The organism is Pseudomonas sp., assembly GCF_035554175.1.
Classification (GTDB): domain Bacteria; phylum Pseudomonadota; class Gammaproteobacteria; order Pseudomonadales; family Pseudomonadaceae; genus Aquipseudomonas.
This window is the reverse complement of sequence record NZ_DATMIV010000019.1, coordinates 147,620-165,445: the sequence shown is the minus strand read 5'-3', so window position 1 is coordinate 165,445 and position 17,826 is coordinate 147,620. Positions and strand designations below refer to the sequence as shown.

The 17,826-nt window shown below is 59.9% G+C and carries 15 protein-coding genes and 1 tRNA gene; 4 read left to right on the top strand and 12 right to left on the bottom strand.

What is annotated here, in order from left to right; genetic code table 11:
- Nucleotides 1-129: 129 nt before the first annotated feature.
- The 4 genes from queE to nadA all read left to right on the top strand — a co-directional run bounded on the left by queE (nucleotide 130) and on the right by nadA (nucleotide 2,941).
- Nucleotides 130-777, top strand: coding sequence for a 7-carboxy-7-deazaguanine synthase QueE (queE, locus tag VNV36_RS09080; protein ID WP_325717467.1), 648 nt, complete (start codon nucleotides 130-132; stop codon nucleotides 775-777).
- Between the two features lies 1 nt (nucleotide 778).
- Nucleotides 779-1,471 (top strand): 7-cyano-7-deazaguanine synthase QueC, encoded by a 693-nt coding sequence (gene queC, locus VNV36_RS09075; protein ID WP_325717466.1) that lies wholly within the window; start codon nucleotides 779-781, stop codon nucleotides 1,469-1,471.
- Nucleotides 1,472-1,534: 63 nt separating this feature from the next.
- A tRNA-Lys gene (locus tag VNV36_RS09070) sits at nucleotides 1,535-1,610 on the top strand.
- Nucleotides 1,611-1,882: 272 nt separating this feature from the next.
- Nucleotides 1,883-2,941 carry a quinolinate synthase NadA gene (gene nadA, locus VNV36_RS09065; protein ID WP_212621210.1) on the top strand — a complete coding sequence of 353 codons (1,059 nt, stop codon included), beginning with the start codon at nucleotides 1,883-1,885 and terminating at the stop codon, nucleotides 2,939-2,941.
- Between the two features lie 136 nt (nucleotides 2,942-3,077).
- On the opposite strand, the gene VNV36_RS09060 is transcribed toward nadA, so the two are convergent.
- From VNV36_RS09060 to arcD, 12 genes are all read right to left on the bottom strand, one after another.
- On the bottom strand, nucleotides 3,078-3,566 hold the full coding sequence (locus tag VNV36_RS09060; protein ID WP_325717465.1) for an RDD family protein: 489 nt from the start codon (nucleotides 3,564-3,566) through the stop codon (nucleotides 3,078-3,080).
- Nucleotides 3,567-3,663: 97 nt separating this feature from the next.
- Complete coding sequence (locus VNV36_RS09055; RefSeq protein ID WP_003227496.1) at nucleotides 3,664-3,876, bottom strand: cold-shock protein; 213 nt, start codon at nucleotides 3,874-3,876, stop codon at nucleotides 3,664-3,666.
- A 403-nt stretch (nucleotides 3,877-4,279) separates the two neighbouring features.
- On the bottom strand, nucleotides 4,280-5,404 hold the full coding sequence (gcvT, locus tag VNV36_RS09050) for a glycine cleavage system aminomethyltransferase GcvT (RefSeq protein ID WP_325717464.1): 1,125 nt from the start codon (nucleotides 5,402-5,404) through the stop codon (nucleotides 4,280-4,282).
- Between the two features lie 51 nt (nucleotides 5,405-5,455).
- Nucleotides 5,456-6,832: an L-serine ammonia-lyase gene (locus VNV36_RS09045; RefSeq protein ID WP_325717463.1), complete on the bottom strand. Its 1,377-nt coding sequence runs from the start codon at nucleotides 6,830-6,832 to the stop codon at nucleotides 5,456-5,458.
- Nucleotides 6,833-7,037: 205 nt separating this feature from the next.
- Nucleotides 7,038-9,890: an aminomethyl-transferring glycine dehydrogenase gene (gene gcvP / locus VNV36_RS09040; protein ID WP_325717462.1), complete on the bottom strand. Its 2,853-nt coding sequence runs from the start codon at nucleotides 9,888-9,890 to the stop codon at nucleotides 7,038-7,040.
- Between the two features lie 11 nt (nucleotides 9,891-9,901).
- The gene (gcvH, locus tag VNV36_RS09035; RefSeq protein ID WP_325717461.1) at nucleotides 9,902-10,285 is read right to left on the bottom strand and encodes a glycine cleavage system protein GcvH; all 384 of its coding nucleotides are present in this window, start codon (nucleotides 10,283-10,285) and stop codon (nucleotides 9,902-9,904) included.
- A gap of 436 nt (nucleotides 10,286-10,721) precedes the next feature.
- Nucleotides 10,722-12,230 (bottom strand): transcriptional regulator GcsR, encoded by a 1,509-nt coding sequence (gcsR, locus tag VNV36_RS09030; protein WP_325717460.1) that lies wholly within the window; start codon nucleotides 12,228-12,230, stop codon nucleotides 10,722-10,724.
- Between the two features lie 154 nt (nucleotides 12,231-12,384).
- On the bottom strand, nucleotides 12,385-12,747 hold the full coding sequence (locus VNV36_RS09025) for a DUF5064 family protein (protein WP_325717459.1): 363 nt from the start codon (nucleotides 12,745-12,747) through the stop codon (nucleotides 12,385-12,387).
- A 62-nt stretch (nucleotides 12,748-12,809) separates the two neighbouring features.
- Nucleotides 12,810-13,739, bottom strand: coding sequence for a carbamate kinase (gene arcC, locus VNV36_RS09020; protein WP_325717458.1), 930 nt, complete (start codon nucleotides 13,737-13,739; stop codon nucleotides 12,810-12,812).
- 151 nt (nucleotides 13,740-13,890) lie between these two features.
- Nucleotides 13,891-14,901 (bottom strand): ornithine carbamoyltransferase, encoded by a 1,011-nt coding sequence (locus VNV36_RS09015; RefSeq protein WP_325717457.1) that lies wholly within the window; start codon nucleotides 14,899-14,901, stop codon nucleotides 13,891-13,893.
- Between the two features lie 195 nt (nucleotides 14,902-15,096).
- Nucleotides 15,097-16,353, bottom strand: a complete 1,257-nt coding sequence (gene arcA / locus VNV36_RS09010) for an arginine deiminase (RefSeq protein WP_325717456.1) — start codon at nucleotides 16,351-16,353, stop codon at nucleotides 15,097-15,099.
- Between the two features lie 35 nt (nucleotides 16,354-16,388).
- The gene (gene arcD, locus VNV36_RS09005) at nucleotides 16,389-17,816 is read right to left on the bottom strand and encodes an arginine-ornithine antiporter (RefSeq protein WP_325717455.1); all 1,428 of its coding nucleotides are present in this window, start codon (nucleotides 17,814-17,816) and stop codon (nucleotides 16,389-16,391) included.
- Nucleotides 17,817-17,826 lie beyond the last annotated feature (10 nt).

The following is a 17,826-nucleotide window of genomic DNA, read 5'->3' as shown; positions in this document are numbered from 1 at the left end:
GCGGGTTTTTTCGTTAGAATTCACGCCCTTTTTCTGAAACACGCTTCTTGCGGTCTACGCGTTGGCGGGATTGCCTGAAGTGCCTGACGGAGGCGGACAGCCTGTTTAGCTGTTACGCCCGTGGCGACTATGCAAGACACATTGAGAATCACCGAAGTTTTCTACTCGTTGCAGGGGGAAACTCGGACTGCCGGGCTGCCCACGGTTTTCGTGCGCCTGACCGGTTGCCCGTTGCGTTGCCAATACTGCGACAGCGCTTATGCGTTCAGCGGCGGCACCGTCCGCACCGTTGATGACATCCTCGAGCAAGTGGCCGGATTTCGTCCGCGCTATGTCTGTGTCACCGGCGGTGAGCCGCTGGCCCAGCCGAACGCCATTCCTTTGCTTGAACGGTTGTGTGATGCCGGTTATGAGGTTTCGCTGGAAACCAGCGGCGCCCTCGACGTCTCGGCGGTCGATCCGCGCGTGAGTCGCGTGGTCGATCTGAAGACGCCAGGCTCGAAAGAAGCCCACCGCAACCGCTACGAAAATATCGAATTGCTGACGCGCAACGATCAGGTGAAATTTGTCATCTGTTCGCGGGAGGACTATGACTGGGCCGTCTCCAAGCTGATCCAGTACGGTCTCGACCAGCGTGCTGGCGAGGTGCTGTTTTCGCCCAGTCATCATGACCTGAACGCTCGGGAACTGGCGGACTGGGTGGTAGCGGACAATCTGCCGGTACGTCTGCAATTGCAGCTGCATAAATATCTTTGGAATGACGAGCCGGGGCGCTGAAATGACTGAACAACTGAACACCACCGAAAAACGTGCGGTCATTTTGCTGTCCGGCGGCCTCGATTCGGCCACCGTGGTGGCCATGGCCCGCGCTGAAGGCTATGCCTGCTACACCATGAGCTTCGATTACGGCCAGCGTTCGCACGCTGAATTGCACGCCGCCGCCCGCGTGGCTCGCGGGCTGGGTGTGGTTGAGCACAAGGTCATTGGGCTGAACCTCAATGGCATGGGCGGTTCAGCCCTGACCGATACCAGCATCGACATTCCAGAAGAGCTCGGCGAAGGCATTCCGGTCACTTACGTGCCGGCACGCAATACCGTGTTCCTGTCGCTGGCGCTGGGTTGGGCAGAGGTGCTCGGCGCTCGCGACATCTTCATCGGCGTGAATGCGGTGGATTATTCGGGCTACCCGGATTGCCGTCCCGAGTTCATCGAGTCGTTCGAGCGCATGGCCAATCTGGCAACCAAGGCCGGCGTGGAAGGCAACGGCTTCCGCATTCAGGCGCCGCTGCAGAACCTGAGCAAGGCGCAGATCATCCAGGCTGGCGTGAAGCTTGGCGTGGATTACGGCCTGACCGTTTCCTGCTACCAGGCAGACGACGATGGCCGTGCCTGCGGCAAATGCGACAGCTGCCGCCTGCGCGCAGAAGGCTTTGCGGCGGCGGGTGTGAGCGATCCAACCCCTTATTTTTGATCTTTTTCAAAAAAGGTGTTGAATAGTCCTTAAAAATCAGTATTATACGCGCCACCACACAGCGGGTCGTTAGCTCAGTTGGTAGAGCAGTTGGCTTTTAACCAATTGGTCGTAGGTTCGAATCCCACACGACCCACCATATTTGGCGGTTCAGAAAATCCGGAAGGCCCACGAAAGTGAGGATTTCCGGGTTTTTTTTTGCCTGCAATCCAGGGTTTCAATGTTTCAGCGCGGCCAGGCCTGACGCAGGTCAGAATCATCTTTTGTATCAACGGGATATTCTGTAGCCTTGCGCAGCTTCAACGCTGTCCCGTGCCTGATGAAACTCACTCTCCCGGCGGTACCCTCAAGCGGTCCGGAGCCGGGTGTATACTCGACTTTCGCGCGAATGCGCCTGCAGGTCTTGCGAACATGACGCAGATTTCCGAACGCCTTCTGGTTCAAGCCCACCTCGACGCCAAACAGCCCAAACCGCTGACGGCAGAAGAGGAGGCCTACTACCGTTCCGCCATCGCCGCCGAGCTCAAGGCTCAGGACGCGGTGCTGGTGGCTCACTTCTATTGCGATCCGGTGATTCAGGCCCTGGCCGAAGAAACCGGTGGCTGTGTTTCCGATTCCCTGGAAATGGCCCGCTTCGGCAATGCCCACCCGGCCAAGACCGTAGTGGTCGCCGGCGTGAAGTTCATGGGCGAGACGGCGAAAATTCTCAACCCGGAAAAGCGCGTGCTGATGCCGACCCTGGAGGCGACCTGCTCGCTGGATCTGGGTTGCCCGGTCGACGAGTTCTCGGCGTTCTGCGATCAGCACCCGGAGCGCACCGTAGTGGTTTACGCCAACACCTCTGCAGCGGTGAAGGCTCGGGCTGACTGGGTGGTGACTTCGAGTTGTGCATTGGAAATCGTCGAGAGCCTGATGGACAACGGCGAGACGATCATCTGGGGACCGGACAAGCATCTGGGCACCTACATTCAGCGCAAGACCGGCGCTGACATGCTGCTCTGGGACGGTGCCTGCATCGTTCACGAAGAGTTCAAGTCCAAACAGCTCGAAGACATGAAAGCGCTGTACCCGGACGCCGCGATTCTGGTGCACCCGGAATCGCCGACTTCGGTGATCGAGCTGGCCGACGCGGTCGGTTCCACCAGTCAGTTGATTGCCGCTGCGCAAAGCCTGCCGAACAAGACCCTGATCGTTGCGACCGACCGTGGCATCTTCTACAAGATGCAGCAACTGTGCCCGGACAAGGTCTTCATCGAGGCACCTACCGCCGGTAACGGCGCCGCATGCCGCAGTTGCGCACATTGCCCGTGGATGGCCATGAACACCCTTGAGCGCACGCTCAAGAGCCTGAAGGAAGGCAGCAACGAGATCTTTGTCGATCCGGCGCTGATTCCCCAGGCGATCCGCCCGTTGAAGCGCATGCTGGACTTCACCCAGGCAGCGCGGATGAAATTGGCGGGTAACGCTTAAGCTTTCTCGGAATCACTACAAAACCTGTGGGAGCGAGCCTGCTCGCGAAAGCGGTGTTTCAGTCGACTTGAACATTGACTCATACACCGCTTTCGCGAGCAGGCTCGCTCCCACAGGAGTATTCGGTGTCAGGCAGTTATTTGGTCTTCTTCGGAATCCGCACGACGCGGGTATCCGAATAGATGTCATGCCACGTGCGTTTCTGCTTGTCGAACAGCGACCAGAAGAAGCCCAGCCCGACGCACAGCCAAGATGCAATCGACACCATGAAACGCAGCAGCGCCTGCCACAGGCTGATCGCTGTGCCATCGGCGTTCTGCACGCGAATGCCCCACACCTGCATGCCCAGTGTCTGCCCGCCATGGGTCCAGAACTTGGCGAAGAAGGCAAACAACACCAACAGCAGCACCGTGGAGTACAGTGGATCGCCATCGAGCTGCCCGGCTTCAGTCATTGCCCGCAGACGTTGTTCGCCAATGATCGCGGCCTGAATCATCTTATAGACGAATCCGGTGACGATCAGCAGCGCGGTGCACAGGAGAAAATCGTAGAACATTGCGGCCAGACGACGGCCGAGGCCAACGGCAGGAAAGTCGCCCTGTGGCGTGAGCAAGGTTTTCGACATGGCAGCCTCTGGACGCAAAATGAAGCGCCATTTTACGGAGTCGCGCGCACAAAAAAGCCCCTGATATCAATATCAGGGGCTTTTTTGTATCAGAAAATCAGGCTTCTGCTTGTACTTCGTCAGCCTGCATGCCTTTCTGGCCCTGCACTGCAACGAAGGTCACTTTCTGGCCTTCTTTCAGGCTTTTGAAGCCGTTGCCCTGAATGGCGCGGAAATGCACGAACAGATCCGGACCGCTTTCTGGAGTGATAAAACCAAAACCTTTCTCGTCGTTAAACCACTTGACGGTACCGCTCTGACGTGTGGACATTTCTTATTTCCTTTGACGCAAAAATTGATGACAGTCTCTTTCTCATGAAAGAGTACTGGGGCTGGTTGCAGGAGAGTAAGAAGACGTCGAACGGGATGTAGCTAACTTGTAGGCTACTGCCCAGGTCACGATTCCAAGCTGACCCATGCAAACACAGTGGACAAACTCTACGCCAACTACGGGAGAAAAAACAAGCCCCGTGAAGGCCCCGGTTTTACTGCCCTTGATCAATGTCAGGCAGTTCGCTAGTGCAGCCTTAGACGATTGTCTTGTTCTGTTTTTTTCAAACGTTATAAGCAACGTTCATATTCGAATCGGGTGTTAAAAACGCACTGTTTTATGGCGATTGCGTTACACATTAGTGCACGCATAACGCAATCGCGTTACTTATAGAAACAGTCGATCAACCACGATAGTAGCGTTGTGGAACAAATGGCATTTTGCTTACAACCAACGGCACCTTTTTCCCACGAACAATTGCCCAGACAGGCGTATCGAGTGCGACGTAGGCACTGTCCAGATAACCCATGGCCAACGGCGCGCCAAGTGTCGGGCCGAAGCCGCCGCTGCAGACGCTGCCGATGACCTCGCCAGTCTCGTTGACGATCTCTGCACCTTCACGCACTGGCGTGCGCTCTTGTGGCAGCAGGCCGACGCGTTTACGTGCGACGCCGTTTTGTTGCTGCGCGAAGATCAGCTCTGCGCCCGGGAAACCTCCGGCCCGCGCACCATCAGCGCGGCGTGGTCTGGAGATGGCCCAGAGCAGGCTGGCTTCGATCGGCGTGGTCTCGGTGTTCATGTCGTGGCCGTACAGGCACAGGCCGGCTTCCAGACGCAGTGAATCGCGGGCGCCGAGGCCTATGGCCTGGACTTCCGGTTCGGTGAGCAGGGCGCGGGCGAGTTTTTCCGCGTCGGCCGCCGGCACGGAAATTTCGAAACCGTCTTCACCGGTGTAGCCCGAACGGCTGACAAAGCAATCCACGCCCAACAACGACACACGATTGAATTGCATGAAGGTCATCTTCGCCACGTCTGGTGCCAGGCGAGCGAGTACGGTAACCGCCGCCGGCCCTTGCAGAGCGAGCAGGGCGCGCTCTTCGAACAGCGCCGTAATGGTGCACTGATCGCCGATGTGTTGTTGCAGATGCGCCAGATCCTGATCCTTGCACGCGGCGTTGACCACCAGGAACAGTTCATTGTTGCCGAGGTTGGCAACCATCAGGTCGTCGAGAATGCCGCCGGTCTCGTTGGTAAACATCGCGTAACGCTGCATGCCCACGGGCAGGTCGATGATGTCCACCGGAACCAGGTTTTCCAGCGCCTTGGCAGCGCCAGCGCCGCTCAGGCGGATCTGGCCCATGTGCGAAACGTCAAACAAACCGGCGTGTTCGCGGGTGTGCTGGTGTTCCTTCATCACGCCGAGCGGGTATTGTACGGGCATGTCATAGCCGGCGAACGGCACCATGCGCGCGCCGAGTTCCAGATGCAGTGCGTGCAGCGGGGTTTTCAACAGTGGTTCGGTGGACATGCATAACTCCTTGATTCACGCCAACCCTCTCCCGGAGGCAGAGGGGGCTAATTAGCATTCGATAATGTTGACCGCCAGGCCGCCGCGGGCAGTCTCTTTGTATTTGCTTTTCATGTCGGCGCCGGTCTGGCGCATGGTGCGGATGACCTTGTCGAGGGAGACGAAATGCTGACCGTCGCCACGCATGGCCATGCGCACCGCGTTAATGGCTTTCACCGAGCCCATTGCATTGCGCTCGATGCATGGCACTTGCACCAGGCCGCCGATCGGGTCGCAGGTCAGGCCGAGGTTGTGTTCCATGCCGATTTCCGCGGCATTTTCGACTTGCTGCACGCTGCCGCCGAGCACTTCGCACAAAGCACCGGCCGCCATGGAGCAGGCCACGCCGACCTCGCCCTGGCAGCCGACTTCAGCCCCGGAGATCGAAGCGTTTTCCTTGTAGAGGATGCCGATGGCAGCGGCGGTCAGCAGAAAGCGCACCACGCCGTCATCGTTCGCGCCGGGGATAAAACGCATGTAGTAATGCAGTACCGCCGGGATGATCCCCGCTGCGCCATTGGTTGGCGCGGTGACCACGCGGCCGCCGTTGGCATTTTCTTCGTTGACCGCCAGTGCGTAGAGGTTGACCCAGTCGAGTACCGACAGCGGATCGCGCAATGCCGATTCCGGGTTTTTGCACAGTTGCCGATGCAGCGCTGCGGCGCGGCGCTTGACCTTCAAACCGCCGGGCAGGATGCCTTCGTTACGACACCCGGCGGCGACGCAATCCTGCATCACCTGCCAGATTTTCAGCAGGCCGGCGCGGGTTTCCGCCTCCGGACGCCAGGCACTTTCGTTGGTCAGCATCACCTGACTGATCGACAGGCCATAGGTGCTGCAATGGCCGAGCAAGTCCTTGGCACTTTTGAACGGGAAAGTCAGCGGTGTAGCGTCTTCGACAATGCGGTCGGCGCCGGCGGCATCTTCGTCGACGACAAAACCGCCACCGACCGAGTAGTACTCGCGGCTGCGAATCTGAATTCCGGCTGCGTCGAAGGCGCGGAAGATCATGCCGTTGGGATGGTAAGCCAACGGCTTGCGGATCATCGCCAAGTGTTCTTTCTCGTTGAACGCGATGCTGTGTTCGCCGAGCAGGTTCAACCGGCCATTGCCGCGAATTTCTTGCAGGCGCGCGGCGACGGTTTCGGTGTCGACGGTATCCGGGTGTTCGCCTTCGAGACCGAGCAGCACCGCTTTGTCACTGCCATGGCCTTTGCCGGTGGCGCCGAGCGAACCGTACAGCTCGACGCGTACGCTGGCGGTGGTAGTGAGCAGGTTTTCACGGCGCAGACCTTCGACGAACCGCGCAGCCGCGCGCATCGGGCCGACGGTGTGGGAGCTGGAGGGGCCGATGCCAATCTTGAACAGGTCGAACACGCTTAACGACATGAGTGGTTCTCCGGTTTCTTGTTATAGGAATTGGCGAAAGTCCGAAATCGGTAGCAGATCCCTTGTGGGAGCGAGCCTGCTCGCGAAAGCGCCGGGTCAGACAACCTTTCATTAACTGACACTGCGCTTTCGCGAGCAGGCTCGCTCCCACAGGGGGATCTAGGGTGTTGCTGAAATCGGGGCCGATATTCAGCCCCTCATTCCATTAAGCGTAGCTTTCGATCGACGGGCAGGCGCACACCAGGTTGCGGTCGCCGAACACGTTGTCGACCCGTCCGACCGGCGGCCAGTATTTGCCTTCGATCAACGAAGCCACCGGGTACACGGCTTGCTCGCGGCTATACGGGTGAGTCCACTCGCCGACCAGTTCAGCTGCGGTGTGCGGTGCGTTCTTCAGCGGGTTGTCCTGCTGGTCCAGCGTGCCGTTTTCCACTGCGTGGATTTCTTCGCGGATGCGGATCATGGCGTCGCAGAAGCGGTCGAGTTCTTCCTTCGATTCGCTCTCGGTCGGCTCGATCATCAGCGTGCCGGCGACCGGGAACGACATGGTCGGGGCGTGGAAGCCGAAGTCGATCAGGCGCTTGGCAACGTCATCGACGCTGATCCCGCTGCTGTCTTTCAACGGACGCAGATCCAGAATGCATTCGTGCGCCACCAGACCGTTGCTGCCCGAGTACAGCACCGGGTAGTGCTCTTCGAGGCGACGGGCGATGTAGTTGGCGTTGAGGATTGCCAGTTGCGAAGCCCGCTTCAGACCGGCACCGCCCATCATGCGGATATACATCCAGGTAATCGGCAGAATGCTTGCGCTGCCGAACGGCGCCGCGCAGACCGCGCCTTCTTTGCGTTGCATCTGGCCATGGCCCGGCAGGAACGGAGTCAGGTGCGACTTGACGCCAATCGGGCCGACGCCCGGGCCGCCACCGCCGTGGGGGATGCAGAAGGTTTTGTGCAGGTTCAGGTGCGAAACGTCGCCGCCGAATTTGCCCGGTGCGCAGAGACCGACCATGGCGTTCATGTTGGCGCCGTCGATGTACACCTGGCCGCCGTTGTCATGCACGATTGCGCAGATTTCGCGGATGCCTTCTTCGAACACGCCGTGGGTCGACGGGTAGGTGATCATCAGCGCTGCGAGGTGTTCGCGGTGCTCGATGGCCTTGGCACGCAAGTCTTCGATGTCGACGTTGCCACGGGCATCGCACGCGGTGACCACCACGCGCATGCCAGCCATTTGCGCGGTGGCCGGGTTGGTACCGTGGGCCGACGACGGGATCAGGCAGATGTCGCGGCGCTCATCGCCACGGCTCTGGTGGTAGGCGCGGATTGCCAGGAGACCTGCGTATTCACCCTGCGAACCGGCGTTCGGTTGCAGCGAGATCGAGTCGTAACCGGTGGCGGCGCAGAGCATCGCTTCCAGTTCATCGGTCAGTTGCTGGTAACCGGCGCTTTGTGCGGCCGGGGCGAACGGGTGCAGGGCACCGAATTCAGCCCAGGTCACCGGGATCATTTCGCTGGCGGCGTTGAGTTTCATGGTGCACGAGCCCAGCGGAATCATGGTGCGATCCAGTGCCAGGTCCTTGTCTGCCAGTTTGCGCAGGTAGCGCATCAGCTCGGTTTCCGAGTGATAACGGTTGAACACCGGATGGCTGAGGATCGGCGACTGGCGCACCAGCGCAGCAGGGATGGTGCTCTGCACCGAGGCGGCCAGCGCAGCGAAGTCTGGCAGGGTCTTGCCGTCGGCGAACAGGCCCCACAGGGTTTCGATGTCGGCTTGTGTGGTGGTTTCGTCGACCGACACGCCCAGACGTTCAGCATCGATCACACGCAAGTTGATCTGCGCTGCGTACGCCTTGTCGTGCAGCGCAGCGGTGTGCGCGCCGGTGGCTACGGTCAGGGTGTCGAAGAAGTGCGCCTGTTCGACTTTCGCGCCCAGCGCGGTCAGGCCCTTGGCCAGAATCGCGGTCAGGTGATGCACGCGGTTGGCGATCTGCGTCAGGCCCTTCGGGCCGTGGTAGACGGCGTACATGCTGGCGATGTTGGCCAGCAGCACCTGCGCGGTGCAGATGTTCGACGTGGCCTTCTCGCGGCGGATATGTTGCTCGCGGGTCTGCATCGCCAGACGCAGTGCCGGCTTGCCGAAGCGGTCGACCGAGACGCCGACCAGACGACCCGGCATGTCGCGCTTGAACGCATCTTTGGTGGAGAAGTAAGCAGCATGCGGGCCACCGAAGCCCAGCGGCACGCCGAAGCGTTGCGCCGAACCGATGGCGACGTCGGCGCCGAATTCGCCCGGCGCGGTCAGCAGGGTCAGGGCCAGCAAATCGGCTGCCACGGCGACCAGCGCGTTGGCGGCGTGGAAGCGTTCGGTCAGTTCGCGATAGTCGAACAGGTCACCGTTGCTCGCCGGGTATTGCAGCAGCGCGCCGAAGAATGGCGTCACGTCAGTCAGTTTGAGCTCATCACCGACTACAACTTCGATGCCCAACGGCTCGGCACGGGTGCGCAGCACGTCGAGGGTTTGCGGGTGGCTGTGGATCGAGGCGAAGAATTGGTGGCTGCCCTTGTTCTTGCTCAGGCGTTTGCAGAAGGTCATGGCTTCGGCGGCGGCGGTGGCTTCGTCGAGCAAAGAAGCGTTGGCGATCGGCAGGCCGGTGAGGTCGCTGATCAGGGTCTGGAAATTCAGCAGCGCTTCGAGACGACCCTGGGAAATTTCTGGCTGGTACGGGGTGTAAGCCGTGTACCAGGCCGGGTTTTCCAGGAGGTTGCGCAGGATCGGCGACGGCGTGTGGCAGTTGTAGTAGCCCTGGCCGATGTAAGTCTTGAACAGCTGATTCTTGCGGGCGATGGATTTGATCATTGCCAGGGCGTCGGCCTCGCTGAGGCCGTCGTCCATGCCGAGCACGCTGGTGCCCTTGATGCTTTCCGGGATGACGCTGGCGCTCAGGGCTTCGAGTGAATCGAAACCGAGGCTGTTGAGCATGGCTTGCTCGTCACCGGCGCGCGGGCCGATATGACGGGCAATGAATTCGTTGGCGGTACCGAGGTTGATTGCGGTCATGGCGTTACTCCTCAGGCTTCGGCTTGGGCTTTGATCAGACGGTCATACGCGTCCTGATCGAGCAGTTTGCCGACAGCGGCGGCGTCGCTTGGCTGGAAGCGGAAGAACCAGCCTTCGCCCAGCGGATCTTCGTTGACCAGTTCCGGGGCGTCTTGTAGCGCCGGGTTCACTTCCAGCACCTCACCGTCGAGAGGCATGTACACGCCGCTGGCGGCTTTTACCGATTCGACGGTGGCGGCTTCGGCGCCTTTTTCGTAAGTCTGCAGCTCAGGCAGTTGCACGAACACCACGTCGCCCAAGGCGTTCTGCGCAAAAGCAGTGATGCCGACAGTGACACGGCCGTCGGCTTCGGTGCGCAGCCATTCGTGGTCTTCAGTAAAACGCAACTCGCTCATGGAAACTCCTCAGGGCCAGACTCGTCTGGTGGACGCGATGGAAGGTTGGGGCGGGGAAAGCCCTTAATAGATGAGGAGATGGGTAGCAAGAATGCGGCCAAGGTCGGTTTATTCTTTTAAATCAATGACTTGGATGGTTTGTATGTGTCTTGGGATGTTGCTGTTGTAGCGAAATCGCTACAGCCCGGTGCGGGGTTGAAAGCTGAACAGGATCAAAGCCTTGCGCGGCGGTGATTATAGGAGAGTGTAGCGAAATCGTTCCGCTGTAGCGCTTTCGGTACAGGTGGAGGTCGTTTTCAGCGTGGCGATATCATTCCTGAATTGAAAACCCGGACCGTAGGAGCTGCCGAAGGCTGCGATCTTTTGATCTTGATCTTAAAAAACAAAATCAAAAGATCGCAGCCTTCGGCAGCTCCTACAGGGGATCGGTGGTGAATCAGGGTTTGTTGGGAATGCCGTACTTGCGCAGGCGATGGGCGATGGCGGTATGCGAGGTCTGCAAGCGACTCGCCAGTTGGCGGGTCGAAGGGTAGCTGACATAGAGTTTTTCCAGCAGCTCACGCTCGAACGCTTCGACGGCTTGTTCCAGGCTGTCGACGTCGGTGTCAGCCTGCCGTGCCACCGAGGTGCCGGCGATGTCGAGGTCACCTATATCGACGAGGCTGCTCTCACAAATCGCCGCCGCCCGAAAAATCACGTTCTGCAATTGCCGCACGTTGCCCGGCCAGCGGTTGCCGAGCAGCGCCGGATAGGTTCCCGGGGCGAGACGGCAGACCGGGCGCTGGATCTGCGCGCAGGCCTGCTGCATGAAATAACGCGCCAGCAACAGGATGTCCTGGCCGCGTTCGCGCAGTGGCGGCACTTCTACATTGAGTACGTTGAGGCGATAGAACAGGTCTTCGCGGAACAGGCCTTCGCTGACCATTTTTTCCAGGTCGCGATGGGTCGCGCTGAGAATGCGCACGTTGACCTTGACCTCGCGATCTCCGCCCACGCGGCGGAAGCTGCCGTCGTTGAGAAAGCGCAGCAGTTTGGCCTGCAAGTACGGCGACATTTCGCCGATCTCGTCAAGGAACACCGTGCCCTGGTTGGCCAGTTCCATCAGCCCCGGTTTACCGCCCCGCGCCGCGCCGGTGAACGCGCCGGGGGCGTAGCCGAACAGCTCGCTCTCGGCGAGATTTTCCGGCAGGGCCGCGCAATTGAGGGCGAGAAACGGTGCGCTGTGCCGCGCGCTGATGGCGTGACAGGCACGGGCCACCAGTTCTTTGCCGGTGCCGGTTTCGCCTTGAATCAACAACGGCGCATCGAGGGCTGCGACCCGTTGCGCACGGGCCTTGAGCGTGCGAATCGGCGGGGATTCGCCAAGCAGCGCGTCGAAGCCTTCGGCGTGGTCGTGATGCAGCGCCGAGAGCTGCTCGCCGATGCGGTTCGGTTGATACAGGGTCAGCAGGGCGCCAGCGTCGGTGATCGGCGTGGCATCGAGCAACAGGGTCTGGCCGTTGACAGTGATTTCGCGCAGCGGCAGACGAAAGCCGTGTTCGAGCAAGGTGTCGAGCAGGCCGGGATCGTTGAACAATTCAGAGACGCTTTCACCACCCGGTTCGCGACCGTACAACGCAATCAGCGCCGGGTTGGCCAGCAGCACCTTGCCTGCGCTGTCGAGGGCTAGCACCGGGTCGGTCATCGCCGCGAGCAAGGCGTCGAGCTGCAAGTGCCGACGCTGGCCAGGGAGAATGTCGACCACGGTTACCGCTTCTACGCCGCGTACCCGAAACAGCGCATCCTTGAGTTCTTCGAGCACTTGCGGGCTCAGGGTCGGCGCGTCGATGTAAACGTTCGGCGGGATCATCTCCACCGCATCCAGATTGAGATTGCGCCCACCGAGGATAGCCAGGACTTCCTGGGTGATGCCGACGCGGTCGATGAAGCTGACGTGGATACGCATGGGGGCGGATTTGAGTTCTGGATTGCGGAAGGGGGCAAGTATGCCTTGGGGCGGGGGATTGGTGAAATCAGATCAAAAGATCGCAGCCTTCGGCAGCTCCTGCAGTGGACCCATGCAGGAGCTGCCGAAGGCTGCGATCTTTTGGTCTTGAGGGTTATTCGAAATGCTCGGGATTGACCGGATCCCCCGAATGCATATTCAACTTCTGCCGAATGTCTTCAAACATCAGGTCGTAATGCTTGTGCACCGAGCCGATCTGGCTGTGGGTCTTGGGGATCCCGTACTTTTCGGCAATCCGGGTGACATCGCGGGCGAAGTTGTAGGCCTCTTCCTTGGGCAGGAAAAACGTTTCTTTAACGTCCTTGTCCTGCATGCTGCCATGCAGGGTGAACTGAATGCCTTTGCCTTTCTGCGGGTCGGTGAACACTTCATAGTCGAGGCAGACGTTGTAATTGACGTCATCGTCGGTCAACGCGTGCCGCTCGATGTGCAAATGACCAGGTTCGAATTGAGCCATTGAGCTACTCCTTTCAAGGCATGGGAGCAGGGCAGGCCCTTCGCCTGCCCCGGCGTTTGTTGTTATCGGTAGGTGATACCCGGTTTCGCCGTGCTGACCCGCGTACCTGCCGTACCCTGCACGATCGCTTCGATGTCCGCCAGCGAGCCGATCACTGCAACCTTGCCAGTATGGCGTGCGAACTCGCAGGCTGCCTGCACCTTCGGTCCCATGGAGCCGGCGGCGAAACCGAGGCGTTCGAGTTCGTCCGGGTGGGCTTCGCCGATGGCTTTTTGCGACGGCTTGCCGTAGTCGATGAACGCCGCGTTGACGTCGGTGGCGATCACCAGCAGGTCGGCTTCCAGTTGCTCGGCGAGCAGCGATGAGCACAGATCCTTGTCGATCACCGCCTCGATGCCCTTGAGATTTCGCTGCTCGTCATACAGGGTCGGAATGCCGCCGCCACCGGCGCAAATCACGATGCTGCCCTTGTCCAGCAGCCACTTGATCGGGCGGATTTCGAAGATGCGTTTTGGCCGTGGGCTGGCGACCACACGACGGAATTTGTCACCGTCGGCGGCAATCGCCCAGCCTTTTTCGACGGCGAGTTTTTCCGCTTCGGCCTTGTCGTAGACCGGACCGATCGGTTTGGTCGGATTCTTGAAGGCCGGGTCGTTGGCGTCGACTTCGACCTGGGTGAGCAGGGTGGCGAACGGCACTTCGAAGTCGAGCAGGTTGCCCAGCTCCTGTTCGATGATGTAGCCGATCATGCCTTCGGTTTCGGCGCCGAGCACGTCCAGCGGGTACGGAGTGACAGAAGTGTAGGCCGCCGCCTGCAACGACAGCAGGCCCACTTGCGGGCCATTGCCGTGGGCGATGACCAGTTGATTGCCGGGATGGATCTTGGCGATTTGCTCGGTGGCGATGCGGATGTTGGCGCGCTGATTGTCAGCGGTCATCGGCTCACCACGGCGGAGCAGGGCGTTACCGCCCAGGGCTACGACGATACGCATGGTGCAATCCTTTCAGAGTTCGATGTCCCTGTAGGAGCTGCCGAAGGCTGCGATCTGTTGATCTTGATCTTCATAAAGCAAAGTCAAAAGATCGCAGCCTTCGGCAGCTCCTACAGGTTATCGGGGTGATCAAGAAGATCCGGTCAGCCAGTTAGAGATCAGCCAGGGTCGAGACCAGAATCGCCTTGATCGTGTGCATGCGGTTTTCCGCTTGCTCGAAGGCGATGCAGGCCGGCGACTCGAACACGTCGTCGGTCACTTCGATGCCGTTTTTCAGGTGCGGGTACTGTTCGGCGATCTGTTTGCCGACCTTGGTGTCGCTGTTGTGGAACGCCGGCAGGCAGTGCATGAACTTGGTGCGCGGGTTGCCGGTGGCTTTCATCAGCTCGGCGTTGACCTGATACGGCAGCAGTTGCTGAATGCGCTCGGCCCAGGCTTCCACCGGTTCGCCCATCGAGACCCAGACGTCGGTGTGAATGAAGTCGACGCCTTTGACCGCCGCTTTCGGGTCTTCGGTGAGGGTGATGCGTGCGCCGCTTTCCTCGCCGTACTTTTTGCAGCGCTCGATCAGATCGTCCAGCGGCCACAGGGCTTTCGGTGCGCAGATGCGCACGTCCATGCCGAGTTTGGCGCCGATCAGCAACAGCGAGTTGCCCATGTTGTTGCGCGCATCGCCGAGGTAGGCGTAGCTGATTTCGTGGATTGGCTTGTCGGCGTGCTCACGCATGGTCAGTACGTCGGCGATCATCTGGGTCGGGTGATATTCATCGGTCAGGCCGTTGAACACCGGCACACCGGCGAACTTGGCCAGCTCTTCGACGATTTCCTGTTTGAAACCACGGTACTCGATGGCGTCGTACATGCGCCCGAGCACACGGGCGGTGTCCTTCATGCTTTCCTTGTGGCCGATCTGCGAAGAGTTCGGGTCGATGTAGGTGACATTGGCGCCCTGGTCGTAGGCCGCCACTTCGAAGGCGCAACGGGTGCGGGTTGAAGTTTTTTCGAAGATCAGGGCGATGTTGTTGCCCTTGAGATGTTGTTGCTCGGTGCCGGTGTATTTCGCGCGTTTGAGGTCGCGGGACAGGTCCAGCAGGTAACGCAGTTCGCGCGGGGTGTGGTGTTCCAGGCTGAGCAGATTACGGTTGTGGATGTTGAACGCCATGATGATTCTCCTTGCCCGACACTGTGAAAGCTACTGCAGGCTGTGCGCCTTCGGCGCTACGCACGAAATACTGCGTTAAAAACAGGCTCGGAATGCTCATTTACAACCAGTAAACTCCGCTTCCTCGCCTGTTTTTGCCTTGTCTTTCCTTCGCTCGCTACGCTTTCACAGCGCCGGGTCGTGTTAAGAAAAAAATTAGTAATCGATCGGGTCGCGGATGATCGGGCAGGTCATGCAGTGGCCGCCGCCACGGCCGCGACCTAGTTCGCCGGCGCTGATGGTGATGACTTCCACGCCGGCCTTGCGCAGCAGGGTGTTGGTGTAGGTGTTGCGGTCGTAGCCGATGACCACGCCCGGTTCCATCGCCACCACGTTGTTGCCGTCGTCCCATTGCTCGCGTTCGGCGGCGAAGCTGTTGCCGCCGGTTTCCACCACGCGCAGCTTGGGCAGGTTGAGTGCGGCGGCCACGGTGTCGAGGAAGTTGCCTTCTTCGCGGCGGATATCGATGCCACCCTGTTTGCTTTCGTCAGGGCGCAGGGTGAAGGCGACGATCTGGTTCACCACTTCCGGGAAGATCGTCACCAGGTCGCGGTCGCAGAAGCTGAACACGGTGTCCAGGTGCATCGCCGCGCGGGACTTCGGCAGGCCGGCGACGATGACTTTTTCCACGGCTTTGTTCTTGAACAGGTTCAGCGCCAGTTGGCCGATGGCCTGACGCGATGTGCGTTCGCCCATACCGATCAGCACCACGCCGTTGCCGATCGGCATGACGTCGCCGCCCTCGAGGGTGGAGTTGCCGTGATCCTGATCCGGATCGCCATACCAGATCTGGAATTCGGCGTTGGTGAATTGCGGATGGAATTTGTAGATGGCGGTGGTCAGCAGGGTTTCCTGACGGCGCGCCGGCCAGTACATCGGGTTCAGCGTCACGCCACCGTAGATCCAGCAAGTGGTGTCACGGGTGAACTGGGTGTTGGGCAGCGGCGGCAGGATGAAGCTGGAGTGGCCGAGGAAGTCGCGGAACATCTGGATGGTCTTGCCGCCGAAACTGTCCGGAAGATCATCGGCGGACACGCCGCCAATCAAAAATTCGGCGATGCGCCGCGGTTCCAGGCTGCTCAGCCAGGACTTCACTTCGCTGATCAGGCCCAGCCCCACCGAGTCGGCGGTGACCTTGCGCTCGAGAATCCAGTCCAGCGCCTCGGGAATGGCGACGATGTCGGTCAGCAGGTTGTGCATTTCCAGCACGTCGATGCCGCGCTCGCGCATTTTGGTGACGAAGTCGAAGTGGTCACGCTTGGCCTGCGCCACCCACAGTACGTCGTCGAACAGCAGCTCATCGCAGTTGTTCGGGGTCAGCCGCTGATGGGCCAGACCTGGAGAGCAAACCATGACTTTACGCAGTTTCCCGGCTTCGGAGTGGACGCCGTACTTCACTTTTTCCGTGGTCATTTCTGTGTTCCTCCAGATGACAGATCAATCAGGGGTTACAGCGTCAGGAAGCCATCGTAGAGACCGTAGGCCGCCACCACGGCGCCTATGATCACTGCGGCGAAAATCAGCTTCTCGACGTTGGTGAAAACCGGTTGTTTGAGTTCCAGCCTGGCCTTGGCGAACAGGATCGCGCCGGGCGCATAGAGCAGGGCCGACAACAGCAGGTACTTGACCCCGCCGGCGTACAACAACCACACCGCATAGATCAGGGCGATACCGCCGATGATCAGATCCTTGCGTCGCTCGGCGGCGAAGCCTTCGTAGCTCTCGCCGCGCACCGCCAGCAACAGGGCATAGGCCGCCGACCACAGGTAGGGCACCAGAATCATTGAAGTGGCGAGGTAGATCAGCGACAGGTAAGTGCTGGCCGAAAACAGGGTGATGATCAGGAAAATCTGGATCATCGCGTTGGTCAGCCACAGGGCGTTGACGGGTACGTGATTGGCGTTTTCCTTGCGCAGAAACGCCGGCATGGTGTGGTCTTTGGCGGCGGCGAACATGATCTCCGCACACAGCAGCACCCACGACAGCAGCGCCCCCAGCAACGAAATGATCAGGCCGACGCTGATCAGCACCGCGCCCCAGTGCCCGACCACATGCTCGAGCACGGCGGCCATCGACGGGTTCTGCAGTTTCGCCAGTTCCGGCTGGGTCATGATGCCCAGCGACAGCACGTTCACCAGCACCAGAAACAACAGCACGGTGATGAAGCCGATCACGGTGGCCTTGCCGACGTCCGAGCGCTTCTCGGCGCGGGCGGAGAAAATGCTCGCGCCCTCGATGCCGATGAACACCCAGACGGTGACCAGCATCATGTTGCGCACCTGATTCATCACACTGCCCAGGTCAGGGTTTTTCACTCCCCAGATGTCGGCGGTGAAGATGTCCAGTTTGAAGGCGAAGATCGCGATCAGCACGAACAGCAGCAGCGGCACGACCTTGGCTATCGTGGTGACGAGGTTGATGAACGCCGCTTCCTTGATCCCGCGCAGTACCAAAAAATGCACGCCCCACAGCAGCAACGACGCGCCGATCACCGCCGCAGGAGTGTTCCCCTCCCCAAATAGCGGGAAGAAATAGCCGAGGGTGCTGAACAAGAGTACGAAGTACCCCACGTTGCCCAGCCAGGCGCTGATCCAGTAGCCCCAGGCGGACGAAAAACCCATGTAATCGCCGAATCCGGCCTTGGCGTAGGCGTAGACACCGCCGTCCAGGTCAGGCTTGCGGTTGGCGAGTGTCTGAAAGACGAAAGCGAGGGTGAGCATGCCCACGGCAGTGATGGCCCAGCCGATCAGCACGGCACCGACATCGGCGCTGGCGGCCATGTTTTGTGGCAACGAAAATATCCCGCCACCAATCATTGAACCGACTACCAGTGCAACCAGTGCACCGAGTCTTAGTTTTCCGGGCGCTTCAGACATTTGCATGACT